The sequence below is a fragment of the Desulforamulus aquiferis genome (assembly GCF_030577015.1).
In the GTDB taxonomy this organism is placed as follows: domain Bacteria; phylum Bacillota; class Desulfotomaculia; order Desulfotomaculales; family Desulfotomaculaceae; genus Desulfotomaculum; species Desulfotomaculum aquiferis.
This window is the reverse complement of sequence record NZ_JARPTC010000008.1, coordinates 53,137-79,890: the sequence shown is the minus strand read 5'-3', so window position 1 is coordinate 79,890 and position 26,754 is coordinate 53,137. Positions and strand designations below refer to the sequence as shown.

Sequence of the window (26,754 nt, the reverse complement as noted above, 5' to 3'; positions counted from 1 at the left end):
CTAACTTTGCCCCCAAAAAGCAATTTTGAGCATGAAAGAAAAGAAAAAACTACAAATCATAATTAAGGTCAAAAATGCCATAAATGGATCAATAGTATCCGCCCTGAGTACTATATTTACTAAATAAACACTGCTGACAAAATAAATAATCGTAGTTATATATTTAATAAACCTGATTTTTTGTCTGTATAATAAAAACTCTACTATGATTACTACAAATATAAAGGCAATTAATAACATCCTTGCTGCCATGAAGTTCACCACTTTTTTGTTTTTTAAGTGGAAATAAATTGCATTTTACCAATACCTAAGGACTTCCGCAATTTATTCCCGTTGCCAAAATAGGAGCCAATCAATCAATCAACTTTAAGTCTTTTATTTCAGCGGCTACACTAATATCTTTTTATGCGAACTCCCCCGCCAGGTGATCCAGCGAGGGAGCTACTAAACACCAACTTCTTTCCCCCGTATTTTTGCACAAAATGAGGGTGTATGACTACCAATATAGCCAGCTCCCCTGTAACTAGAATCGCCACTTAGCTTACCTTCACAACTACTTTTTTTTATTAATAAAATCTAAAACATAGTTGCAAAATTGGGTTAAGTCTGTCAAACGATTCTGCATAATTTCATAAATTTCCTCGGGCATTACTTTGTTATAGTCATGAATTAATCTATTACGGTAACCTGCCATTCCGATAGTATTTTGGGCAAAATCATCGGGCAGGCAATGTATTTCCCTTAATTTATCAATCACTGAACGGTAATCAACAGGTACACCTGCCCCTGATTTAATAACTATGTGACGGCCCAAATCAAATAGTGCTTCCAGTGCCCTCCGCAATCTGTTTTCTGCAATATCTATAGCATCCTCATCAACTTGGAATTGTTCCAGTGGCATACTCGCCAACAATTTCAGTCGATTTACTGATTTTGTTATAATTCCAATCCTTTCAGATATTATAGAATTATTAAACACCTAAATCATCCTTTACTGATTCATATAATTCCTTATAGCCAGTTTCTAGGTGATAACTAAAATCCATGTACCTTCCAGAAATATAGTATTCATAATCTGTGCGAATATCGTCATTACAGCAGTAAATAACTTTTCCTTTACTTATAATCTCTAGTGAAAGTGCTAAGGAAGCGTTTTTCAAGAAAAGCAAGTCTACCTCTAAGGGGCTAAAGAGTTCTGCTAGCTGAGGATATAACTTCATATATATATTGACCAGACTCTTTGCTGAATCTTTTGTTAGTATGGCTAAGTCTATATCTCTAGCCCTCTTTTTGTCCTCGATGTAAGAACCAAACAAATAAACAGCAATAATATCAGGATAGTTTGATAATATTTGTTTTACAGCAATTAGCTTATCCATTATATCACCTAACTTTCATCTTCCAGACAAGATAAACCTAAACAAATACAACTTATCTAACAATAGCCCTTTTCCATATTATACCATGGTTGCAGGGTTTATACATCTTGAATAAAAACCTTTCAATCCGCAAAATAATTGCTTTGTTCCTCTTTGACCGGCATCTTTTCCACTGCCAACTTTAGTCTATCCGCACTAGTATGGGTATAAATCTGGGTTGTCCCTATACTACTATGTCCCAATAGTTGCTGCAGTTCGACAATATCTACATCACTTTGGTATAAAAGGGTAGCAAAGGTATGCCTTAGCTTATGAGGAGTCAAATGTTTGTCTTTAATCTCTGCCGCCTTAGAGTATTTCCTAAATATATCTTGTATAGTGGCAACACTTATTCTTTTATACCTACCACTAACCAGCGTTAAGAATAGAGCTTCTTCCTTAATGTCAGCCCGTGAATCTATATACCTGGACAGTTGAGAGGTAATGGAATCAGTTAAAGGTATAATCCTTTCTTTAGAACCCTTCCCCATTACCTTAACCTCTTGCCGAGTCAAATCAATATCTTTAAGGTTTAAACCAGCAGCTTCACTTACCCTCATGCCGGTAGAAACCAACAACTTTATAATAGTAGTGTTTCTTAGGGAATGGGTACAACTAGTACTAATTACACTAATAAACCTCTCACATTCTTCCACCGTTAAATAAACAGGAATCTTCTTCTCCTTTTTAGGTTTCCCTAACCTAAGGGCAGGATTATTATCTAAATAGCCTTCACTAACGAGGTAATTAAAAAAAGTACGTAAAGATGATACCCGCCTGGACCTCAGGGCCGGCCCATTGGCCCTCTTATCTTCTAAAAACAGCAAGTACCTTCTTAATAATGGTAAGTTAATATCTTTTGCAGAAATGCTACCCACTTGCTCAACTAGAAACTGATTAAATATTCGTAAATCTAATGTGTATTCCTCAATTGTTCGGGCAGAAAACCTTCGTTCCACCCTCAAATAAGTGGTAAATTCATCAAGAAATCTTATGAAATCCCGCACTATTCCCCACCTCGCAAGCGTTTGATTTTATTATACACCAAACACTTGTTCTGAGGATACATATAAAGGGTATAAATTCGGCTTTGGATTTTCATTTAAAAGCATGTTAAAGAATTGATTCCGCAACAAAATAATCGGCATAGATTTCAACAAGAACATTTTTAACCATCTTCTTGTTCTTTTTGTTTCCATTTAATATATCTGTATCAATGCCTTCAAAGGCAGCTCGGTTTTCATTTCTTGAGATTATATTTGGTCCGGGCCTCTTTAAAGGGCAATTTTTCCACTGCCCTCTTAAGCCGTTCAACATTGGTATGTGTGTACATCTGTGTTGTCACAATGTTACTATGCCCTAATAGCTGCTGTAAATCAACAATATTAACATCATTCTGGTGTAACAAGGATGCAAAAGTATGTCTCAGCTTATGAGGGGTAACCTGTTTATTTTTAATCCCTGCTATATTTGCATATTTTCTAAACAGGATGTTTACCTCTTCTTGGTTTATCCCCCTGTATCCTCCATGAATATAATTTAGAAAGAGTGCTCCAGTCTTAACTTTCGGCCTTTCTTCCAGGTACCTAGTCAATTGTTCTGTTATAACTGTATTTAATGGAAGAATTCTCTCCTTAGATCCCTTCCCAATAACTTTAATTTCCCTACGTGTTAAATCAACATCCATTACTTTTAAACTTATCAGTTCCCCAGCTCTAATTCCAGTAAATAGGAAAAGCTTTATAATGGTAATATCTCTTAATGCATTGGGTAAATTATTATCTACTACCTGCAAAAACCTCCCGCATTCTTCGGGTGTTAGATAAACAGGTAGCGTTTTAGAGCATTTAGGTTTTGATAACTTCAAAGCAGGGTTTTGGTCTATGTAACTTTCACTAACCAAATAGGTAAAAAAAGAGCGTAGGGTTGATATCTTATGAGCTCTGGTTGTCGGACTATTTTCTCTCTCATCTTCTAAGTATAAGAGGTATTTTCTAAGCACAGTAAGAGTTATATCCTTGATTGATATAACTCCCATCTCTCGGCTTATGTATTTTTCAAAAACCCTTAGACTATTGTAAAATGATTTTATACTGTGTGAAGATGAACCTCTCTCCACTCTAAGATAAATCAAAAAATCTTGAACATGTTCGGCTATGGTTTTATTCGTTTCACCCATAGTGAACGGCCCTTTCATTTTGATGTTTAAGCTACTTCTCCTTCTTTGTATCTTCGTATTAATTTAAAGTATTTTTGGTAATTTAGACTTTACGATCTGTACAAAGACTCTTGATTCATTAATTTAGGTCTCTACTTGTTCCCTATCAAAGCAGGCATAATCGGTATAATCACTTTCTTGCCTGTAATCAAAGATTTCTGAGTAAAATTTTCCAAGTTCTTTGCTAACAAGCTCTTTTTTTACCCAGTATTGATTAAATAATGAACGCACTCCGAGTTAAAGAGTAAATTAGCTTCATCCAGTGATTCTTCAGCCCTTGAACCATAAAGAACTAATTGCGCTTTAGGGGCGCTACTTATCACTAATTCTTTGCAACATTGTAAAAGTTCATGATTAATGGAACCTTTGTATAATTTTATTAAAAGCACCCCCCAGAAGAAACTTATATTACTTATTCTACCAATTGAAGAGTGATGTTTCAACTAACATCTCAGATACCATACTTATTGCAACCCATATGGGGATAAATGTAATTTTTCCATAGCAACGAATACTTCTTGAACAATGAACATTTAGGTGAGGTTTTGGAAAATATTTTTAATATAACCTAACCAGCAAATTTCTTTCTTAGAGATGTCCTTTTATTTATAACACCCTTCACCAGATCTAAAACATAATACAGTTCATCTGTTTTTAGAATAAATGCCATGATAAAATAAACAAGTCCACCAAGTGTTATATCTATCAATAATCTAAGTGAAAGACTGCTTAATATATTAGCAAGAAAATTATCTACAGAATACACTGCCATACCCATAACTACAGAAGAAATAACAACTTTACAGCTAAAACTAATCAAACCCCTGCCCATAATTCTGGTAATATGTTTCCTAAGCAAAAATCCTAACAAAATAACATTAACTGTCATTGCCACGGAATTAGCAAGGGCTAAGCCAAGATGCTCCATTCTTTTTACTAATAATAATGATATAACAATATTAATAGCTACCGTTAATATTGAAACCTTTACTGGAGTTAATGTCTCCTGCAAAGCATAAAAGCCCCTAGTCATAACCGGACTCAAGCATTGACCTATTAATCCAATAGAAAGAAATAATAATACTCCTGAAGTTAACAACAGTGCCCTCTCATCAAAGGCACCCCGTTTAAAAAGCACCGCAACAATCGGTTCCCGTAATACAATTAAGCCAACTACTGCAGGTACCGAAAGAAGAAAAACCATTTTAGATCCTTTAACTAGAATATTGGAGAACTGCTCCCGGTCAATATTAGCAACTGATCTGCTTAAACTTGGAAATATGGCAGTGGCAACCGCCATTACAAATATTCCTTGCGGTAAAAGTATAAGCTTAGTTGCATAATTAAGGGCAGATATTGTACCCTCTGCAAGACCAGATCCTAAGTAGTAGTATATTAAAATATTTATTTGTGCTACCCCACTACCTATAAATATAGGTAACATTAAACCAAATACTTTACGTACACCTTCATCTTTTATATCTATAACTGCACGAAATCTAAAATCGGTATACTTTAGAAAAGGAACCTGAATTAATGCCATTACTATAGTCCCTAAAAGAACCCCCCAGGCAAGACCATAAACACCAAATGTCTTTGCAACTGTAAAGGCAGTCCCAATAATTACTGTATTTAATACAACGGGAGCCAATGCTGATGGAGCAAATATATTGTGCGTATTTAGTAAACCCGCAAAGAAATTTGCCAATGCAAAGAATAATATTGACGGGAACATTATTAATGCTAAGTTAGATGCTAATTCTGATGTTTCCAGATCAAATCCAGGGGCAAATAAATTAATAATATCGTTGGACTTCCAGATGCCGATAATAATAACAAAGGCTAATATACTTAGAAATAGTATAAATACCGTACTAAAAAGTCTTCTTGCCTCTTCAGTTTTATTATTAATTTGATATTGCATTAAGATAGGTACAACAACTACAACAAGGGCTGCATTTAATATCCCATTAAACATATAAGGAATATTAAAAACAACTAGAAATGCATCTGCAATACTAGTTGCACCGTATTCTCTCGCGATAACTGCTTCTCTTGCAAAACCTAGTACTTTAGCAAATATAGTAATTATTGCAATAACTAGGGTTGCCTTTACAACTGTTCCCGTTCCTTGCTTATTCATTATATAGTCAATCCTAACCTAGTTTACTCTGTACCATTCGACGTCCGGCTATAATTTTTTAAAACTAGACCACAGAACCATAGGATAATCCCTTCGGGCACGACTAATTAGGGCTAGCTGAAACAAACAAAAACCCATATAAATCAAGGATTCATGAACATTAATGTCGAAATAAGATGCAAGGAAAATGCAGTAAACCCTGCAAAATTCGTGCACTTGGAGGAAAATAATGTTCCAGAAACTGGAAAACCAACTGTACATCGAAGAATTTGTGTTACCCTTCGAAGGAAAACTTAGAGCTGGCAAAAATTATCCCTTGGGATACCATCGAAGAGCGCTACGCTAAACTTTTTAAGGGCAAGCGTGGACAGGTGGCCAAACCCGTCCGGATGGCCCTCGGGGCACTCATTATCCAAGAAAAGTGTAGGTTTATTGATCGCGAGACCGTCGAGCAGATTACGGAAAAACCTTGCCTCCAATATTTCATTGGATTTAGGATATACCAGGACTCCCCACCATTTGACCCTTCTCTCATGGTGCATTTTCGTAAGCGTTTTAACGCAGAGACCTTAAAAGCTATCAATGAAGAAATCTGCAGTGCAGCCAAGAAAGTTGAAGAGAAAAAAGCCGACGATGATGATAAGTCCGACCCGCCTCATGGTGGCACTAATGTAGAGGAAACCACCACACAAGAAAAGAAGGCTTCCTCCTTTGAGGTATATCACAAAAACCAGGGTAAGCTCATCCTGGATGCCACCTGTACTCCGGCAGATATTCGCTACCCCACTGAACTCTCCTTGCTTAACGAAGCCAGGGAGAAGTTGGATGAAGTTATAGATATCGTACACAAGAGCATTGGTAAACCCAGCAAAAGACCACGCACTTATCGCAAGATCGCTCGTAAAGCTTACTTAAGCATTGTACGCAATCGGAAACCCGAGAAGAAAGCGATCCGGAAGGCTATCGGCCAGCAGTTACGCTATGTTGCCCGGAACCTGCGTGCTGTAGACGGGCTGCTTACTCAAGCTGGCGACGGGCATGGCCTAGGCCGGAAGCATTAAGAAAATTTAAACACCATACGCAAAGTCTATGAACAGCAGCATCATATACGTCCCATTGTCAGAGGTAAAGCCAAGACTGATGTTGAGTTCGGTAGCAAAGTAGCCATCAGCATTGTAGAAGGCTATGCCTATGTAGAAAAGCTGAGCTGGGATGCCTTTAATGAATCAACTACCTTAATGGAATCAGTGGAACGATACCACAAGAGGTATGGCTACTATCCCAAAGTTGTTCAAGCCGATAAAATCTATCGGAATAGAGATAACCTTCGATACTGTGCCGGGCTTGAAATACGCCTCAGCGGACCAAGGCTAGGAAAACCGCTGGTTGACAAAGAAAAACAGAAGGAGCAAATACCCCTCGAACGACAAGATGCCAGCGAACGTAATGCCGTTGAAGGAAAATTTGGTGAAGGCAAGCGTCGCTATGGATTAGGACGTATTATGGCTCGGCTCAAAGAAACAGCAGAAAGTGTAATTTGTCTACAGTTCCTGGTGATGAACTTGGAGCATAGGCTCCGTGTTCTTTTGTTCAATTTTCTGCGGCACCTGTTGAATGGAATCTGGTCTTCCACTGTGCCACAATTTTGGTGTTATAGGTAAAATGGGATTTGTTCAGCTAACCCTAATTATATTTATACTTTAAAAAAAGTAAGAACAAGATATCAGAGCAATACTTCTAGAATATCTAAACTATTGGATTATACTTAAATTTTAGGTTCTTCTACTAACATTCAGTGACAAGTATAACGTTCTTAGATGGTCCAATACACACCCCATTAATACACATTTTGCAATTACAATAATCCATATATTATCTTAAAAGTTCTACTGCATAGTAACATGGCTCCCAATATTATTCATGAACCTCTATAAACGAACGCTAATGAAATACCTAAAACTGTTCCGCCTCCTTCTGCTACAATTTGTAAGTTTAAGCTCTACTCTTATGCATTGTCTCTCTTCAGAAAGTTTTTGAACTTATCGAGCACCTTGACAAAATACAATTTTCTTATCATCTTTCGATAAGCTAGTTCAAATGAACTTTCATTAACCAAATGCATGAATTCTAGCTTTAGGCGATGACGGCTTTGCAACGGTTGCTGCAGAGCCCCCTGATTTGCGGCAACTGCTCTGTTTATATCTGTCTTAACCATCTTAATGAAACCAGTGCACTGCTGTAGTAATTCGGCTCCCTTTTCAGTATGTATCAATACAAGCGATGTGCCTTTATTGTCATCCATTTCGAGATGTTGCTTCTCCACCCCCCAGAAATCTGCCAACGTCAAATCTGCAGCTTCGTGCTCAACTTTTCTATATTGGCAGTGATAGCATGATTCTCGCAAACAGATATCACTAGCAAAGCAACTCATGTATGGATCCTTACGATTGTGCTTCAGATAAACATTTCCGTTATCAAAAGCAATTTCCATTGAATATGAGTACCGGGTCCAGCCACTTTTTTTGCTGCGCATATTAACCCTAGTAGGCATGTACTTACTTTCTGCATTCTTCATCCTATAAGCAAGATATTTTTCCCATACCAGTGGGCTTGGAACCCCATGACAAACTATATCAACACAAAATAAATTGTCAAAACCTTTCCCCAGATAGGATTTTAGTCCTCCGATTTGACAGGGGGTTCCTGAAAACAGTACAAGCTGTCCGGTTAGCAACATCGTCTTCGCCTCTCTCATGGCAAGGCCCATCTCACTCTGCAAATACTTTGAGCCACGTAATCGACCAAGAGAAGCACTATCAGTCACGCAAGTGTGTGCAGTTTTAAACTCAGGTGTGTACTGTACACCATAAACTGCTCCGCCCGCCTTAAGTATCTGATCTGCTAGTTGGGAAAACACCCCCCCCGAAGAACTGACAGCACGAACATCCTCATCTAACACCTGCACAGCATAGGCCCTAGGTGGCTTATGTCTATTATCGTAATAGGTATTACCACTCCCTTGATTTGCTGGGCAAATCCTATGACATTGTCCGCACTTCATACAGGAACTCATGTTAATTCTTGGGTATAAAAATCCTTCAATCCAATACATTTTTATAGCATTATGTACACATATATTGACACATGCACCACAGCCGGTACAATTAGCCAATTCCTTTACGACGTTTGGCGTTACTGTACCGTTATAATCCATCGCAAAAACAACTCACCCTCTCTATTTAGCTCTTTAGATAGAGGCTACCATCGTAGCATACTTTAAATTAACAGCCTCAGTATAAATTCTCCAAGCTGGATGGACTCTTCAAAAATGCTAGGGAATTGGATTATCAAAAACTAGATTCACTTAATCGCATTGACCAAAAATGTTCTCGAATCCTGGCGTAATGCATCCAGAAGCAGTTCTGATTTATTATAATTAATAGGTTGGCTTAACTGATTGTCTGTTAGATTTCCCTTAAATTGTAGGATTCTATCCTGTAAACCAAGCTGTAGCAGTAAGCTTTCTATCCTTAGGCTACCTGTTGGCACATCTTTGTCCACCTTAGGTTCAAAACACCAGAAATTTTTGTTATAGTTTACTGAAAAAGCAGTTCCGTGAAAGGAATCCGTGAACACATAAGTAGCATTACGAATTAAACCTATCCATTCACAAGGGCCAATATCATAAGCTAAAATATCACTGTACTGCTCGTCCTCTGGCTTATAGTACCCCTGTGTATGCGGGACAGAAACCATCCGTATGCCACTGCGGCAACAGAAATCATAAACATTCTTCTTTGTATGCTCATTGCTTCCTATCATATATACAAATACATATGGCTCCTTAATCATAGGCTGAATTGCAATACCATCCCAGAATTTTTTGTCAAACAGTAGTGTTGGATCAAGAGTAATAGAAATCTTGCCTTTCCAAAAACCCTCAATTAGCTTTTTTGTCCCTATCTCACGTACTGAAACGGCATGAAAATGGTTCAAATTTGTTCCCATATAGGCTTTCTCATCATCTGATAGGCGAGGAACCCCAATACTTGCGGCATAAGAAATTCTTTTTTTCCCGGGCGGAACAAAGTTAAGGAAGAGCGCATCTCTCCAAAGCCCCGGATTCCAAACTTGATCGCTGCCAGTGATAAAGTAATCATACCGTTCGGTGCAAGACCTCACAGTATCTACTGTGCAAAAAGGCGAATGTGGAATAGAATTAGCGAATTCACGAAATTTAATCTCTCTTGCAACCATTTGTGACCGAAATTTAGGATTTAGTCGCCTCAACTTTAATCCTATCTTCTTCTTAAATATCTTTGCCGACTGCACTAATCCTAGATACCTAAAGCGATCCCATATGCCGTTCATACTAGCTAACTCGCAGTCGATCACCTCACTTTCAAAATCCAACCGTTCGAGTTCCTTCTGAAGTGCATATGCTTGAAGCTGTCCGCCAAAATTATAGTTTTTATGATACAAGGTCATAATTCCAATCTTTTTTATCATTCTCATCCTCCTTCTGTCTCCCACTAGCATGGTCTTCAAATATAATAATATCTTTTATATATTCCAGACATTAAAATGAAGTAATCCCTTTAATAGTTAAAGAAAAATTCATATGGAATGGTAGCACCTATGTTATTAACATTCATTCTTAAGATATATTGAGCTATACAAACAATGACAATTAAAACATAGTAAAAATGACTAAATTTTTGTCGTGTAGTAGTCTGGTTTTTATTTAGATATAATGTCTCTTTTACACCTTTCCTTATTGAAAAAGCTAACATATTAGGAATAGTAATAATTAGATAAACCGAAAATAGAAAAGAAACACGTGAAAACATTTTATTTTCAAATGCGAAAAAATACATCACACTTTCAATTAAAAACATGTACAAACCAATCTTGTTGTTTTGAAAAAATTCTTGTCTTCTTCTAACCCTACAAGCCGCAAACCAACATATCATAATAAGTAAAACATGTACTAACCACACATATATTTGAGATGTTATCCCAATCTGTTCAACACTAGAAATATATATCTGATAACTTGTAGGTATTACCCAAGCAATAGGCTTTTGTAAAATATCATAAAGCATACTAAGAATAAATCCACTACCTAAGAGTATTAAGAAACGTTTCTGAGTTAGTTGAAATTTAAAAATGAAATATAGCGGCAAAAATATTAATGCCGATTGATGAATTACCATAGCTACCGCAATTTGCAAAAAATAATATAGTGGTTTTTTTCCCCATGCATATGGAATCGCTCCCATTGCTATAAGGGAGGAAATAGAAGAAGGTGTTAAGTTTAACGCAGTCTGGTAAAATCCTAACGTAAGATAAAGAAAAATACTTAACCACCAGTCTGGAGATTGGCGCCTAATTAGAAGGGCTAGGAAAGCAATTAACAATACACTGTTTGCAACTGTTACTGTTTGACTGCTCTGTGAAATAAAAGAAAGTAATTTATTGTAAATTTTATATGTATACTCAGCATCCCAATAAGTGTAGGATTGAGAAGTATAGATTTGGGGAAAGCTTAGGTTCTTAACCCAATCAAAGATCCATTGATATTGTGCAGTATCAGCACCGACATTTACCGAACGTAAGGCGGCAAATAAAAATAATACAAAACAGCATATAATAAAAGCGATCTTTGTAAAATCACAACCTAATTTTTTAAGAATAATAGTATAACATCCTAATAACAAAAACATCCCTAGAATAATGAGGTACCATATCATTTCTTAGCAACCCCCTATTTGAGGAAGCAATTCAATGTCAAAGTAAAAAGAGAATTACTAAAAACATTTTAATACTTCTTTTCTGTGTAAAAATATAAGTAAAGTATTGTAAGTCATAGGTTTTTTTGATTGACGACCAGGGAGTGGTAAAAAGCATATTTTTTCCTCATAATTAATATGACAGATATCGTATACTTTTTCATGCCCCTTCATACCGAACAATGGAGAGGGTGCCTTCCTTAATCAATCTGATTAGTTGTGTATATCTTAAACAAAGATTCAGCCATTTTTTCACTAGCAAAATGATTTTTCCCAAACTCCCATGATAATTTAGACTGTAATCGCAGTGTATGAATATCAGATACTAACTGATATACTTTCTGAGCATATGCACTAATATCAAATGCCCGCACACTCCACTCAGTATCCCATAAAAATTCTTGTATTCCATCTATCTGAAATGCAACGATTGGCTTACTATGACTATAAGCATCTAAAATCACACCTGACTGTGTAATGGAAGTATGTGTAATCAGCACTACATCACAATTGTAAAAGTATTGATCAAGCTCATCTTCTGAAACAAATGAGTTATAAAATTTAATGTTTGGGCATTTTGCAATTGCATCTAAGGTCTTCGCTTTCACGTCTTTAGAAGCCTTACCAGCAATAATAATATTTATTTCACTATCTCTTTTTTCTATTTCTCTTGCAATAGCGGGTACCAAATCGCATCCTTTATACGGGTTAATTCGCCCGAAAATAAGCAATTTTTTTAAGATTTGTTTTGGCTCTCTATATGCATGCCACTTGGTACAACCCAACGGAGCATGAAACACTTCAGCCTTTGGCTTAAGTTTCTCAATTGTCTCTTTATAGCAGTTATCTGAATGTACAACAACCCCGTCAACAATACTCCCAATTACTTTGTAATATAAAATAACACCATAACGTACTAAGTCGCCCTTATGTCCAATAGGGTCGTGAAAGGTATGTATAAGTTTTGCAGAAGTACGGTTTTTTAATTTTCTAATTAACATGTAGTTCCATGTATGCTTTGAAACAAAATGTACAATATCTGGATTCAGTGCCTCAATTTGTTCAGATATAATATCTATTTTCTGTATCATCACTTTTAATGAGGAAAGTGTAGGGAGCGGTGAGCTTGGAACAGATACTGTTATGTTTCTTTCACCAATCTCAACATTGGCCTGTATCTCATCCGCCCCTACTGTATATACATTGAGACCCATCTCCAGCAAATGCCCATAGGCGTAGTATAAATAATTTTGCAATGTTGGAAGTGTAGAAAAGGATACCAATACAACATTCATATGCTAGCCTCCATGGCCTGTCCAAAATTATTTAAATTCTTCTCTTTCCATAAATATTTTTTAGAAAAAATACTACTTGTACTTACTATGATTGTTTCATTCCTTTTTAATGTAATAGCAAAACCGAACCTACCCCAAATGTCCCAAATGTTTACTAATTATTATCAAACGCGGGTTCAAACATCATACAACAATGCTTAAAATGCCACATTTTTCTCCTGCTTCAATATCCCATGGCTTGTCCCCAAACAATATTGACTGGCTTACATCAATATCAAAGTCTTTAATCGCCTGCTCAATCATTCCCGGTTTGGGCTTACGGCAATTGCAATCAACCTTGTATTTCCCAATCCCGTGTTCTGGATGGTGTGGGCAAAAATAAAACGCGTCAATATGAGCTCCTATCTTTTTAAGTTCTGCATTAATGTGTCTATGCAGTTTATGCATGTCCTCCTCAGTATAATATCCCCTGGCTATCCCTGCTTGATTTGTTACAATAATGACCTTATATCCATTGTCGTTATATTTTTTTATCAACTCAGGAATTCCTTCAATAAATTTCAAGTCCTCTATTTTGTATAAATAATTTACTTCTACATTGATCGTCCCATCTCTGTCGAAAAAGGCTGCTTTGTTCATCGTTCTTTCCTCATTTGTTTAAAATCAATCTGGGCTCTTGCGTAATCGTCAGGTACTCCAATATCAATAAAATAGCCGTTCGATTGAAATACCGTAATATGAATATTGTTAACTAGTTTTTCCATAACGTCCGTTTCAAAGGAGAAAGCACCACCATATCCGTCTAGTAGCGACTTTTTCATTAAATAAACTCCCCCATTGATAAAGCCACCTTTAATTAGACGTTTTGCATAGAAATTTATGATTCGCTCACCCGTAAACTCAACTGTGCCATATCTATCGAAATTATACATATGTTTAACCGCAATTTTTAATACAGATCTGCTACTAACAAAGCATTCATGCATCTGCTTTAAATCAACACCAAAATATGTATCTCCATTTATAACAAATATATTATCATTCTTGCAGTAGGAAAGAGCCTTTTTTATCGCCCCCCCCGTAAGAAGGGGAGTTTCTTCCTCAGAATAAACAATGCTTACTCCATGAAAATCAGTTCCAAAATACTCTATGATTTTCTCCCTCATATATCCAACAGCCAATACTATTCTTCTTACACCGTTTGACTTAAGATAATTTATTATATATTCCAAAAATGGTTTTCCACACACAGGAGCCATGGGTTTAGGCACATCTGAAACAATATGCTTTAATCTAGTTCCAAATCCGCCAGCTAAAATAACTGCTTCCATAGTCATTCCTCACCAAAAAATTCATACTCAACTGCCATACATAAAGCATGGTAAATAGGAAGATGATATTCCTGTATTCTATATGTTTCATCGCTAGGAACATCGATAATAATATCTGCAAGTTCGCGGAGCTTACCACCTTTTTCACCAGTGAAGGCAATTACAGTCATCCCCTGCACCTTTGCAACCTGACTAGCATATAAAACATTGTTAGAATTCCCAGAAGTACTGAATGCAATTAGAATGTCCCCTCTACTTCCGTAACCCAAAACCTGTTGTGCAAAGGATAGGTCCGACGTCACATCATTTGCATAGGCTGTGGTAAGAGCCGTTTCTCCAATAAGAGAAATTGCAGGAAGTGCAACCTGTAAATTTTCTATGAGGTAATCCGCACTATTTGGAAAACACTCTCTGATTTCCTTCTGTTTAGACAGTGGTAATACCCTTGTCAAAACAAATGATTTCATTAATTCTCCAACGATATGTTGTGCATCAGAAGCACTGCCACCATTTCCACAAGTTAGTAGTTTATTACCTTCCCGATAACAATGGATAATACACTGAACTGCTAAGAGAATATTATCTCTGCAAAATTTCAAATCCGGCATACGATTTATAAGATCTAAAAGTATTGCTTTTGTATAATCCTTCATCCAACACGTCCCCTTGCTATCCATTTAGCTGTCTTAAGAAATATTAATAAATTGTCCATGCCTGAGTACCTTTTTCAGTAAATGCAGCAAGCATCACCTGTCCATCAGTATGTTTTAACTTTTTAATTAACTCATACCGGCGCTTCGGATCACAAATTATCATCATAAATCCACCGCCACCAGCTCCAGATATTTTTGCCGCCTTACCTCCATGCTCCATGACATAATCGTATATCTCTTCAATTCTACTATTTGTTACTATCGAAGAAGTCTTCTTCTTAGCTTCCCATCCTTTTTTCAAACTCTGTGCGAATCCTTCAAAATCTCCTTTTAAGACTGTTTCTTTCATTATTTCTGCTTGTAGTTTTAATTCATGTAGACCACTTAAACCGCTAGAGTTTTTAGCTGAAGTATTTCTTATCTGCTCTTCAATGATTGCCGCACTCTCTCTTGATGTTCCCGTGTAGTACAGAATTAAAGAACTCTCAATTTCATTTTTTATCCAATTCTTAATCCTTAGAGGATTCACAACTACGCGATTGTCTTTATAAAATTCAATATAATTAAAACCACCAAAAGTTGCCGCATATTGGTCTTGCTTTCCTCCAGATAATTTTAGATCCACTCTCTCAATCTCGTATGCAAGTGACGCCAGATCATATTCTCCCAAGGGTAAATTTAGCCACTCCATATATGCTTTAAGAATAGCAACAACCATAGTTGAGGATGAGCCTAATCCAGAACCAGCAGGGGCATCGGAATAGGTAGTCATCCTAAATGATAGTTTTTCTCCCTTAGTAAACTCATTAACAATACGATTATATATACCCTTATGTAATTTTAGAGTACTATCAATCTCAAATCTTGGTACACTTGGAGATACAAATTGTTCACTTCTATCTACTGCATAAAACCCAACAATGCCGTCATTTGTAGGCTCAATAGTACAGTATGCATACATATCTATTGTTACATTTAGAACACAACCCCCATGTGCATCACTGAAGGGAGAAACATCGGTACCCCCACCCGCAAGGCCTAATCTTAATGGAGCTTTTGAACGTATTATCATAATTTCTTCCTTCCTTATTATTTCTTCTTAACTACTACTCCATTGATCACTATGTCACTTCAAACAATTTAAATAGAAGATACGCTCATCTATCAAAGGATCTAATAAAATAATTGCTAGTAATCCTTTTAATACGCTCCTTTTTTACCTAAAACAACTCCAACTGTACGTATCAATATAGTAATATCCATCCATAACGACCAATTTCGAACATACCACACATCTAGTTGAACTCTCTCATCATAATCAACATCATTCCTACCACTAACCTGCCAAAGTCCAGTTATACCTGGAAGAACCATCTTAAAATCCTTAAAGTATTCGCCGTATTTTTCAACTTCTTTCTGAACAATTGGGCGTGGACCTACCAAGCTCATCTGCCCTAGCAGAACATTAAATATCTGGGGTAGTTCATCAAGGCTTGTTTTCCTTAAGAAGTTTCCAACCCTAGTAATTCGAGGGTCATTCTTTAATTTGAATTCTCTTTCCCATTCTTCGCGGATTTCTGGATTACTGGCTAATAACTTTTCTAGAACATCCTGGGAATTAGTTACCATGGTTCTAAATTTGAAACATTTAAAGGATTTACCGTCTTTACCAACACGCTTATGTGCGAAAATTGCAGGTCCTTTTGAATCTATTATTATTGCTATTACAATTCCAATCATTACGGGCAACACTACTGTTAACATAGAACAAGCTACCACAATATCAAAAGTTCTCTTTAGAATCACATTGCATACTGATGCTAAGTTGTTCTGCATAGATAACATCAAAGTCTTCTCATCAAACAAATGGTTTACTCTAATGCCCGTTAATGGAATTCCAAAAAGGTCAGGTACTAGCATGACATTAGCGGACATATTCTGCAGTAAGTTAGTTAGATTAACTAACTTCTTATTTTCTAAACCCGGAACAGCAATAATTACATCTCTTACTCCTGTACGTTTCATAACTTCTTCAACTTCTTCAAATTTACCTAACACAGGAACAATGCGATTACCTCTAAGAATTCCTTTCTTCTTAGGATCGTCCTCAAGCAAGCCAACAGGTCTATAGCCCATTGTACTTTCTCTCTCGAAACCTTTTATTACTAGTTCCGCAGTCTTCCCTGCACCTAAAATGAGAACGGATTTTTGCCACAACCCTGCTTTGTTCAAGGAGAACTTTATAAGATATCTACTAAGTGGTAGTAGCAGAACAGCATATATGTAGGTTAATACAATGAGGGCTCTTGAATAATCTAATGATTTGGAAAGGTACATAAATAAAATTGCAAACACTATAGACCAGGTTACAGCTTTTACCAATCTCTTAGCCCCCCTCCAAAAGGGAAGGCGATTATGGTACATACCTTCATAGGCTAGAACAATAACAGTAAGCAGTGGAAACCACCAGAGGTTCAGCAATGCATCTCTCTGGATAGGCTGAAATCCTTCATAAATAAACGGCAAAACGCTGACTCGACTTAGGTATGCCAAACCCATAGAAATAACTAGAGCCAGCAGATCATTGAAAACAAGAATCGTCACACCCAGAACGGCGGACAAGTGCTTTCTTAACCCTGTACCTTGATGTCGTTTTGCTAATGAAAGGCTGTCCACCCGAATAGCTGGATCATCGATTCGTGGACCAACAGACATCGTTCTCCCCTCCACTCAACTAAGTAACTGCGTGAAATCTCCGTTTGATATAATTACCTGGCCCTAGCGTTCCTTAGTCTATAAAACCACCACAGTAATTAGAGACTGGGGTGGTTTTAAGTTCCTTTATGTACACTGTTTACCAACGCATAGTAATTCAATAATATTAACTAGTAAATCTTCACCCAAATCTGCGTTTGTGTTGATATTCGACAACTTTAGTCATTTTGTCCTGACATCAGTGTGACTTTAGTCCTATAATTAGGACAAAAATAAAACTTTAGGATGATATGCATGTTTTTCCACTATCTTCACCCTAAGGTTTAGGTTTTACCAAGCACAATAATACAAATATCTCTAAAACAGAATTGGTTTAAAAATTATAGTATGATTCTAGTACTATTTTGTAATTTTATTCCACATAAAACACAATATCCCTTTAATAATGACATGTTTTTTGTTAGAAATTTCCGATAATATACGCTAATATAATACATTATTCGACAATGACAAAGTTTTAAATTAAATGATTATGCCCCCAAAACGCGTCCGAATGGCTGAACACGTTTTGGGGGCATATATAATATATTTATATATTTTCTCTTAAAGTTTCTGATACAACTGACAAACCACTTCTGCCTGTCTTTTCCAATCTCTTTCTGATACTACCCAGTCTCTACCTGCCTTTGATAATGTTTTCCGCAATTCTGGCTGATCAAGAAGCAGTTCCAGCACTTTTGCAAAATCTTTTACATCGTCCTTCTTAAATAACATCCCGGTTTTGTTGTCTTGCACAATTGCTGCCAAGGCCGCAACATCGGATGCAACTACACACTTTTCCATGGCCATGGCTTCAAAGGGCTTTAAGGGTGAGATAAGCTCACAGACTAAAGCTCCTTTGCGGGGGAACGGTGCAATATCTATGAGGGAGTAATATTGTTCCACCTGTTCATGGGGGACACGTCCCGTGAAAATCACCTTGTCAGCAATGGACTTTTCCCTTGCTAGCTTTTTCAATTCTTCGTAGCATCGACCGTCACCGACTAAAAGTAAGCGAAAATCATCTCTTTGGCTCAAAAGAATTGCAGAGGCCTCCAGCAGTAAGTCCAGCCCCTCATACTCGACCATTGAACCAACAAAACCAATCACCGTTTTACCAGAGAGTCCCAACTGGGATTCTAATTGGATATTTCGTTCCACGGGCTTAAAGCGGGTGGTGTCTACCCCGTTTGGCACAACTGTTATCTTCTCCTCAGCTATGCCCCTTTGGTTAACTAAATAATCCTTCAAGGATGGAGTAATGGCAATTACCGCATCGGCATCGCGGCAAGCTTCTGTCTCCAGGCGAACACACATGGCATATTCCTCCGAATGCTCCCAATCAGGTTCCCTGGAGATTCGGGTGATCTCCCAAAGGCCTCTTACTTCGTATATGCTTGGTATTCCGAGTATTTTAGCTGCCTTGACTGCTACATTTCCTTCCACATAATTAGAGGCTGCATGAATTATTGCTGGTTTGTAGACCTTGGCTAGATTTAGCACTTCCTCCAGGTACCGCTGCATATATTCATCTAAGGGAATTTGGCTGAATCCCGCATCTTCGGTTGGCATTCGCAGATACGTCACATTGCCTATAGACTCTTTTTCCACAACATCTTCAACCGACATATTTTTAAGATCCCAGGGGAAGCCCAGGCGAGATACACCAAGTACATTAAATCCACCGGAGCATAGGCTGGATATAATCTCTTGGGAACGAACTGCATAGCCGCTGCTAACATAGGGAAGTGATGCGTGAAGAAGATAAAATACACACCCCTCTTTAGGAGTGTAGTTTTCCGGAGTTGAGATTTCTACCGGATTAAAACCATGCTGCAGCAGGTTTAATTTACCCCTTTGAAAGGGACTTCTGGGATTTAACTTTTGAGTGTTCTTTTCTCCGTTTGATTGTACACTTTGTATGCTTTTGTCAGATGTCCTTACCCTATTGGCAATGCCCTGGGTGAACAGCCTAGCTAAACGGAAAGGCAGGGCTAGTGTATTCCACCCCGGCCTGGTTATCGCCTGGATCAAGGCCTGTCCCAAACGAAAAGAGACTGATTCCTTTACTTCCCTTAGCTTATCTCGGGTTTGATAATAGTTCTGGGCTGCCCTATTACGTGATTTCCGTTGATCGTCATTTTGCTTGTGTAGTACCTTAACTTTAGCTTGAAGGACTTCATTATCAGCCTTTAGCCATTCTAGCCGTTCTTTTTCCTGCTTAAACAGGCTGATTTGGTGATTTAGCTCTCTTTCTTTAAGGGTCAATTCTAGGGCTAGCTGATTTTTTTCTGTTGTAAGCTTGTCAGCATGACCATTGATATCTTGAATTTGATTTTTGTTTTTTCTATATTCCTGGCGCAGCTTATTTTCCGCCGCTTTCCATCGTTCGATATTTTTCCACAGAAAGATTTGCTGCTCAATTATTGCCTTGTCCGAAATAGCTAAAAGAAAGGTATCGTCAAAGCTATCCCACCCTGACCCGCCATTTTCCCTTTTTCTACCGGCAAAGCGGATATACCCATCTTCAATTGCAATCTCCACCGGGGAGATAAATGGCTTTAGTAAGGCTGAAAAGCTAGCTAGGGTGAAGGTTTGTTTGTGGTCAGTCGAAGGGAAGTAACCAAAGGGTGTGGTTACTAAGAGTTTTCCTCCTGGCTTTAGGAAATGGCAGGCCCTTTCAAGAATTAATGCAGGGTGCAGTAAATGTTCAAGCAGTTCACCCAGAATCACTGTGTCAAAGGAGTCACCTGCAAATTCCACTGCCATTAAATCCCCGTTGATAAAACTGGCCCTTTTGCACACTGATTCTGCCTCATTCTTAAATAGGCCTTCGGCATATTTAAGGGCCTCCTGATTTATATCAACACCTACTACTTTAAAGCCTTCCCGGGCCAACAGCAGGGCTAATATTCCTTCACTGCAGCCCACATCCAGCACTTGTTCCCCTTCGGCTTGGCCGGCTAACCAATTAATACGCCTCTTGGCCCTCTCTTGTGTATCAGTTCCGCCCCAACTACCTAGATAGGCTTGGGCTATTCTATCCCGCTCATTTATCTGATTTGTATCGCTGCTCATGCTATCTCCCCTAAGGTTGACATTATATTTCAATTTGATTGATATAATCCTTTGAATAATTTACTATTTCATAATCAGCTAATTTAGTTGCTTTACCCTTTTGTATTTGGACAAAATTATATCTATCCGCTGAATATATTTTAAAACCTTCTGAAGCACAGTCTGTGAGAAAATTTCCTTGCTGGGCCTGGTTTGACTCAGTTTTAGCTTTTAATCTGCTGAATACTTCCTTTTTTATAATACATGCCTCGGCCAATACCAAGGGAGTATAACAGTGGTTCATATGCCGGTTGTTAAGGGCCAATGCTTGCTCATCTTCAAAATAAGTATAATAGCTGCCTTTACCCACAATACTTGCATCAGTAAAGTCAAAGGCCATGTTTAAATCCCCAAGATAGTGTTTTCCATAAAAGCAGGCACCATCAAATACTGCTATATATTCATATTTAGCCACTTCTAAGGCTTTATGCATCCACTCTTGCCGGTCAATTGTTTTATCGACTTTGGTTATTGTAATACTCTCACAGGCCTGGGCCAATCTTTCCCATTTTGCACCATTGAGATTGGTTTCATCCAATAGTAAAATCATTTCTTTTTCAGCATACTCCTGCCTGGAATAGCTTTCCAATAATGAATTTATACTTTCTTCGGAATTGGCATAGGCGACAATGGTTATTTCCCTTTTACTTGTTTCTGAATCCTTTGTGTTTAAATCAATGTTGTCTATTATATACTTAAGCCGATTAGAGTAGGTATGGTGCTGTAGTACCATTCGCACGCCCAGATGGGCTAACCTTTCCCTTTTAGCTTCATCTTTTATTAGTTGATCCAAATGCCTTTTAGTTTCTTCCCAGGAATTACTCATTTTAACAAGGTCGGAGCCTAATATTTCATCAATACCCTTGGAATAACTGCTGACAACGCAGGTACCGGACGCCAGGATCTCAAAAACCCTTCTAGAAAACATGGTGGGACTTGCTGAAACACTATTTACATTCAAAAATACCTTGTAAATTTTATATATATAATTTATCTCCTGATACGAAGCCTCCCCTACAATGAAAGGCATATATTTTTCTGGGAAGCGTAATGTATCGTTATTTCTTGAGTAATTCCGGTCAAAGATATGCAGTTTATATTTAAAGGCAGGCTCAAGCATGTATTTCATTTGCCTCTTTCTGGCATCGTGGTTTTTTTCATACCAGGAACCGGCAAAGGCCACGTCATGCACTTTGGGTTTGCTGCCAATGGGATTGTGTATTTTAGGCTGGGCTCCAAAGGGCAAACAAAACACCCTCTCATGGCCCAGCATACCTTTATACCTTGGTACACAATCTATATCTGTAGTGAAAACATAGTCAAATAATTTTGCCGCAGTTATAAATCGTTCGAAGTGAGGTGGGTCCTCTTTATTCCAAAAAACTGTCTTGATGTTTTTATCTTTACACCAGTTCACCAATTCAAACAGCCGACTATCCTCTACTTTTCCCAAATCATTTAGATAACCCATCCAGGAATTATTGTTTCCCCGCCAAGCCGACTCAACCAATAAAAAATCCGGTGTATTATTACTCAATACTTCTTTCCAGTTTTCCGGTGTAAATATTACCAGGTTAGCTTCATATTTAAAACAATCATAGCTAAACTTATCCATTATTACACCGATAGTGATGTCTTTTCTTTTAGGCTGGAAATCCTCAGCCGCCATAATTAACGTGTTTTTAACCAGGTTGGCTTTTGGTCTACCGTGAAAGCATGTATTGATTTTTTTGTACAGGGGTCTCAATAGGGATAAGATTATTTTTCTAAGGGGTAGTTTAGTTTCATTTTTTCTAATAAAGTAATATGCCTTAGAAAAAAAATATTTGGAGAAAAATAGAATCTTACGGGGTGCTTTTACCGGATTTGTTAAACTCTCTAATAGGGTATCCAGCAATACATATTTCGTGGAGTTTTCTAAGTCTATAATCCTTTTTCTTGAACTTATTAACTCAATGAATTTTATCTTAAAGAATTTTCTCTGATCATAATTAAGCTTTGTAACATTCCCAAAATCCTGTTCAAAGCTTTTCACTAGATAATCCAAATTCTCTTTTTCTTTCTTCAATTTATTGTATTTGTCTAGGTTCTGCCGATATCCTGGTCTATTTACATCTGTGTTCTGCACTGTTTACACCTATAATTTTCTAATTTACATTACCTTGTTTAGTATTCTCTCTATATTTAGCAACGGCCTCCCTGGGATCGCCATCAAACACTAATCGACCTTTATTTATCCAGATGGCCCTTGTACAAACCTTTTCTACAAACATCATACTATGTGTTACTACCATCACGGCTTTAGATGCAGCTATCATTTCTTGTATTCTCTCACTTGCCTTTTCATAAAAGGCTATGTCCCCCACAGATAGAGCTTCATCAATTATAAAGATATCCGGTTCAAGGGTGGCTGCAATACTAAAACCCAATCTTGCTCGCATACCACTGGAGTACTGTTTTACAGGTCTATTAATAGACTTCTCCAATCCGGAAAAGCTAACAATATCTTCATAGACCTGCTCAATTCTCTCCTTGGTTAAGCCCAGCATCAGGCCATTTAAGTAGATATTATCTGCTCCGGATAGCTGCCCGTTAAAACCGATACCAAAACTTAAGAGGGCTGCCACCTCTCCATTAACTTCAACTCTACCCTCATCCTGTTTAAGGATTTTGCTTAAAACCTTGCATAAGGTGGACTTACCCGCCCCATTATTTCCTATAATACCAACTATTTCTCCTTTTTTTACAGTAAAAGCAATATCCTTTAAAGCCCATATTTCTTTCCCCGACAGGTTATATCTGACTCCCACATCAGCTACATTAATAATTACTTCTTCACTTATTTTACTTTCTGTCTTCTTTAAATCGGCAATTATCTTTTTCTTCTTTTTGGGGGAAGCCTCTAACCTGTATTGATTGGCTATACTTGCCGCATCACCAAAGGCCTTTATAGTCCCGCCGTCAAGCCAGATGGCTTTAGTGCAATTCTTTTCTATGAAGTTTATATCGTGGGATACAATTATAACAATTTTGGCATTTTGTACCAGTTCTTTCATTTTATCTGCTGCAGTTGCTTTAAAACCAATATCCCCTGTGCTTAAGGCTTCATCTAGCACTAATATTTCAGGGGCCAGCATCGAGGCAATACTAAACCCGAGTCTTGCCTTCATCCCGCTGGAATAGTACTTGATGGGCTGCTCAATAAAGCTATTATCAAGTCCAGAAAACTCAACTATTTCATGATATAGCTTATCTATATCTCTTCTGGAAAACCCCAGCATCATCCCGTTTAAATAGATATTTTCTTTCCCCGAAAGTCCTTTATTAAAACCCGTGCCCAGGGAAAGCAGTGCCGATATCTCTCCACCAACCTGTATCTCTCCGGAATCAGGTCTCAATAATTTGGATAGTACTTTGCAAAGGGTGCTCTTCCCTGCACCGTTTGAGCCAATGATACCAATTATATCTCCTTTAGCTCCTTCAAAGCCTATACCTTTTAAGGCCCAAAATTCCCCTTTGGCAGCCTTTTTATTATTTCTTCCCAGCACAAGATTATCTATTGCAGTTCTAAATTCAATCCTTTTTTTATTAAATGAATACTTTACACCTACATCTGTCAGCCTAATCACTATTACACCTCAAATATAAGTAAATGCCTTTATAAAGCTTTGATAATTTTGTGTTCATTACGATTGTAGTAATAGATCATAAAACCAATCACTATAATAGATGCGGTACCTATAAGCAATAGCTTTAATAATTCGGGGTTACTGCCATGCATAAATATATTTCGATAGCTAATTAAAAAGGCCGAAGCCGGATTGATATCTATAAGCCAACTATATTTAGCCGGTATTCTGTCGGCCTCCCATATTACAGGTGAAGAATAAAACCATATCCTCATTAGGTGGCTCAGCACATTTTCTATGTCCCTTATAAACACACTAATATATCCCAGGGTCAAAGATATGGCCAATAAAAATAACTGCTGGATAAACATGATAAAAGGCAGCCACAATATCTCTACCCCTGGCATTATTTTGAAATAGACTAAAAACAAAGCAATTATTACAAGGCCAAAGGAAAAGTTTACCAATTGGGTTAGGCTGGTCCCTAATGGGAATATTATTTTGGGCAAATACACCTGGGAAATAATACCTGATTGGCCGGTAATCGCCTTGGCTGACGACATGGTCGTCGTGCTTAACCATCTCCATGTAATCATTCCCACGACTAAATAAACCCCGTAAGCCTCTCCTCCATGGCCAAATAATACAGCCACCAGGAAATAATAAACAACCACGCCCAACAGCGGATCGAGCAACCACCAAAAATAGCCTAAAAAACTATTTCGATGCTGGGCCTTAAGTCCCGAGGTAACTAGATAGATTAAGAGATCCCTACGTTTGATTAACTCCTTGATATAACTATCCATTAAAAGTCTTTCTGCTCCTCTCAAAAAGCAGCAATTTAATTTTATAAATTATAGTTCTAGGCGTAAGAGATTTGAGCTTTTTGCTCAACCCCCAAATTGTAGGGTTGTCCGTCTCCCAATAGCAGCACCTGGAATCCTGCTTCTCTCCATTCCCTGTGGTTAATGGTGTTTTTTGTATCTATAACTAATTGGTTTGCCATCAGACCTTCGCACATTTCTGGATTTAGTGTTTTGAAGGAATCATGATCCACTGTGATAACCACACAGTCGGCATTATATAGGCACTCTTTCAAGCCGGCAGAATCCTCGACGAAAGGATCGTGGGCACTTACTATATATCCCTTCTGCCTCAATAGCTCAACAATTTCTATGGAGGGACTTTCCCTGGTATCGTCTATATTAGCCTTATAGCTTAAGCCTAATATCGCCACTTTCTTTTTAGGAATTACATTAGACTGAACCATTTCAAGAACATATTTAGGCATATTACGGTTGATTTGGCGTGCGGTTTTTATCAATTTGGATTGTTCCGGGGCAGATTCAATAACGAAGTAGGGATCGACTGCAATACAATGTCCGCCTACTCCAGGACCTGGTTGGTGAAGATTGACTCGGGGGTGCTTATTTGCCAAACCGATTGCTTCCCACGCATTTATTCCTATCTGGTTGCAAATCTTTGCCATTTCGTTTGCCAGGGCAATATTAACATCCCTAAATGTATTCTCCATCAGTTTAACCATCTCAGCCGTTTCAATGTCGGAAGTATATATTTCTCCCTTAACAAAGAGGCTGTACAATTCCTTGGCCTTTTCTGCCGATTTCTCATTTATTCCGCCAATGACCCGATAGTTGTTTACCAATTCCTCAATAATCTTACCGGGAATAACTCTTTCCGGACAGTGGGCTATATATACGTCTTTGCCGGGTTTGAAGCCCTTTTTCTTCAGTGGCTCAAGTACCACTTCTTTGGTAGCACCAGGGTAGACCGTTGATTCTAAAATTATTAGATTGCCCTTTCGCAGATATGGCTTAATAGCCTTCATGGCATTGTGACAATAACTAAGGTCGGCTTTATGATCACTGGTGCAAGGAGTGGGTACGGCAATAATAAATACATCCGCTTCAATGGGCCTTATGCCTACGGTCAGCATACCTTGACCTATAACCTTTTTGATCAGTTCATCTAGCCCAGGTTCTACATAAGGGTTTTCACCCTTTGAAACCTTATTTATTAATTCCTCGTTTATATCAACACCATGTACATATGCCCCAGCCTCTGCAAATGCCCCAGCGGTAGGTAAGCCAATGTAGCCCAATCCAACTACACAAATTTTCACTGCCGAATTTTCCCCTTTCTTATGTTATCACCGCAAACGAACAGCGGGTATTTACGTTGAGCAATATTTCAGGGGATTTGTCAAAGCATTGAAATAATTGAAAGGTAGGGTGTATTCTACCTTTCAATTATTTCATCTTTGTGGTAATTACTTCTATGGCAATAATCAATGCCAAGATATCTAGTTTTTAACTTTCCCCTAACATTAATTTTTCTACAAATTAATTGGATTCCCTTTAGAAAAATGACAACAATTTCTGTT

General features: G+C 37.7%; 20 protein-coding genes and 1 pseudogene. 1 reads left to right on the top strand and 20 read right to left on the bottom strand.

Features of this window, described 5'->3' with window-relative positions:
• Nucleotides 1-553: 553 nt before the first annotated feature.
• The 6 genes from hepT to murJ all read right to left on the bottom strand — a co-directional run bounded on the left by hepT (nucleotide 554) and on the right by murJ (nucleotide 5,779).
• Nucleotides 554-979: a type VII toxin-antitoxin system HepT family RNase toxin gene (hepT, locus tag P6N53_RS06490; protein WP_304541989.1), complete on the bottom strand. Its 426-nt coding sequence runs from the start codon at nucleotides 977-979 to the stop codon at nucleotides 554-556.
• The gene (gene mntA, locus P6N53_RS06485) at nucleotides 972-1,379 is read right to left on the bottom strand and encodes a type VII toxin-antitoxin system MntA family adenylyltransferase antitoxin (protein ID WP_304541988.1); all 408 of its coding nucleotides are present in this window, start codon (nucleotides 1,377-1,379) and stop codon (nucleotides 972-974) included. Before mntA ends, hepT begins: the two co-directional genes overlap by 8 nt.
• 122 nt (nucleotides 1,380-1,501) lie before the next feature.
• Nucleotides 1,502-2,425: a site-specific tyrosine recombinase/integron integrase gene (xerA, locus tag P6N53_RS06480; protein ID WP_304541987.1), complete on the bottom strand. Its 924-nt coding sequence runs from the start codon at nucleotides 2,423-2,425 to the stop codon at nucleotides 1,502-1,504.
• Nucleotides 2,426-2,658: 233 nt separating this feature from the next.
• Nucleotides 2,659-3,597, bottom strand: a complete 939-nt coding sequence (locus P6N53_RS06475; RefSeq protein ID WP_304541986.1) for a tyrosine-type recombinase/integrase — start codon at nucleotides 3,595-3,597, stop codon at nucleotides 2,659-2,661.
• Between the two features lie 123 nt (nucleotides 3,598-3,720).
• The gene (locus P6N53_RS18730; RefSeq protein ID WP_373323012.1) at nucleotides 3,721-3,867 is read right to left on the bottom strand and encodes a hypothetical protein; all 147 of its coding nucleotides are present in this window, start codon (nucleotides 3,865-3,867) and stop codon (nucleotides 3,721-3,723) included.
• Nucleotides 3,868-4,204: 337 nt separating this feature from the next.
• Nucleotides 4,205-5,779, bottom strand: a complete 1,575-nt coding sequence (gene murJ / locus P6N53_RS06470; RefSeq protein WP_304541985.1) for a murein biosynthesis integral membrane protein MurJ — start codon at nucleotides 5,777-5,779, stop codon at nucleotides 4,205-4,207.
• 229 nt (nucleotides 5,780-6,008) lie between these two features.
• On the opposite strand from murJ, the pseudogene P6N53_RS06465 reads away from it, so the two are divergent.
• Nucleotides 6,009-7,440 (top strand): annotated as a pseudogene (locus P6N53_RS06465) (IS5 family transposase).
• Nucleotides 7,441-7,784: 344 nt separating this feature from the next.
• Here the strand turns inward: P6N53_RS06465 and P6N53_RS06460 are convergent.
• The 14 genes from P6N53_RS06460 to P6N53_RS06395 form a co-directional block, all read right to left on the bottom strand.
• On the bottom strand, nucleotides 7,785-8,993 hold the full coding sequence (locus P6N53_RS06460; protein WP_304541984.1) for a Coenzyme F420 hydrogenase/dehydrogenase, beta subunit C-terminal domain: 1,209 nt from the start codon (nucleotides 8,991-8,993) through the stop codon (nucleotides 7,785-7,787).
• 146 nt (nucleotides 8,994-9,139) lie between these two features.
• Nucleotides 9,140-10,288 (bottom strand): polysaccharide pyruvyl transferase family protein, encoded by a 1,149-nt coding sequence (locus tag P6N53_RS06455; protein WP_304541983.1) that lies wholly within the window; start codon nucleotides 10,286-10,288, stop codon nucleotides 9,140-9,142.
• An 89-nt stretch (nucleotides 10,289-10,377) separates the two neighbouring features.
• Nucleotides 10,378-11,532, bottom strand: coding sequence for an EpsG family protein (locus tag P6N53_RS06450; RefSeq protein WP_304541982.1), 1,155 nt, complete (start codon nucleotides 11,530-11,532; stop codon nucleotides 10,378-10,380).
• Between the two features lie 239 nt (nucleotides 11,533-11,771).
• The gene (locus tag P6N53_RS06445; protein WP_304541981.1) at nucleotides 11,772-12,866 is read right to left on the bottom strand and encodes a glycosyltransferase family 4 protein; all 1,095 of its coding nucleotides are present in this window, start codon (nucleotides 12,864-12,866) and stop codon (nucleotides 11,772-11,774) included.
• Between the two features lie 183 nt (nucleotides 12,867-13,049).
• A complete protein-coding gene (locus P6N53_RS06440) occupies nucleotides 13,050-13,505 on the bottom strand; it encodes a D-glycero-alpha-D-manno-heptose-1,7-bisphosphate 7-phosphatase (protein WP_373323011.1) in 456 nt (151 codons plus the stop codon).
• Entirely contained in the window at nucleotides 13,502-14,197 is a 696-nt protein-coding gene (locus P6N53_RS06435; protein ID WP_304541980.1) for a nucleotidyltransferase family protein, read from the bottom strand. Before P6N53_RS06435 ends, P6N53_RS06440 begins: the two co-directional genes overlap by 4 nt.
• 2 nt (nucleotides 14,198-14,199) lie before the next feature.
• Nucleotides 14,200-14,850, bottom strand: coding sequence for a D-sedoheptulose-7-phosphate isomerase (locus P6N53_RS06430; protein ID WP_304541979.1), 651 nt, complete (start codon nucleotides 14,848-14,850; stop codon nucleotides 14,200-14,202).
• Between the two features lie 43 nt (nucleotides 14,851-14,893).
• Nucleotides 14,894-15,922 (bottom strand): GHMP family kinase ATP-binding protein, encoded by a 1,029-nt coding sequence (locus P6N53_RS06425; protein WP_304541978.1) that lies wholly within the window; start codon nucleotides 15,920-15,922, stop codon nucleotides 14,894-14,896.
• 128 nt (nucleotides 15,923-16,050) lie between these two features.
• Nucleotides 16,051-17,565: an undecaprenyl-phosphate galactose phosphotransferase WbaP gene (wbaP, locus tag P6N53_RS06420; protein ID WP_304541977.1), complete on the bottom strand. Its 1,515-nt coding sequence runs from the start codon at nucleotides 17,563-17,565 to the stop codon at nucleotides 16,051-16,053.
• Between the two features lie 603 nt (nucleotides 17,566-18,168).
• Entirely contained in the window at nucleotides 18,169-20,682 is a 2,514-nt protein-coding gene (locus P6N53_RS06415; RefSeq protein ID WP_304541976.1) for a glycosyltransferase, read from the bottom strand.
• A gap of 22 nt (nucleotides 20,683-20,704) precedes the next feature.
• Complete coding sequence (locus P6N53_RS06410) at nucleotides 20,705-22,849, bottom strand: glycosyltransferase family protein (protein WP_304541975.1); 2,145 nt, start codon at nucleotides 22,847-22,849, stop codon at nucleotides 20,705-20,707.
• A 19-nt stretch (nucleotides 22,850-22,868) separates the two neighbouring features.
• Nucleotides 22,869-24,350, bottom strand: coding sequence for an ABC transporter ATP-binding protein (locus P6N53_RS06405; RefSeq protein WP_304541974.1), 1,482 nt, complete (start codon nucleotides 24,348-24,350; stop codon nucleotides 22,869-22,871).
• 29 nt (nucleotides 24,351-24,379) lie between these two features.
• The gene (locus tag P6N53_RS06400; protein WP_304541973.1) at nucleotides 24,380-25,156 is read right to left on the bottom strand and encodes an ABC transporter permease; all 777 of its coding nucleotides are present in this window, start codon (nucleotides 25,154-25,156) and stop codon (nucleotides 24,380-24,382) included.
• 56 nt (nucleotides 25,157-25,212) lie between these two features.
• On the bottom strand, nucleotides 25,213-26,493 hold the full coding sequence (locus tag P6N53_RS06395; RefSeq protein ID WP_304541972.1) for a nucleotide sugar dehydrogenase: 1,281 nt from the start codon (nucleotides 26,491-26,493) through the stop codon (nucleotides 25,213-25,215).
• Between the last annotated feature and the right edge of the window lie 261 nt (nucleotides 26,494-26,754).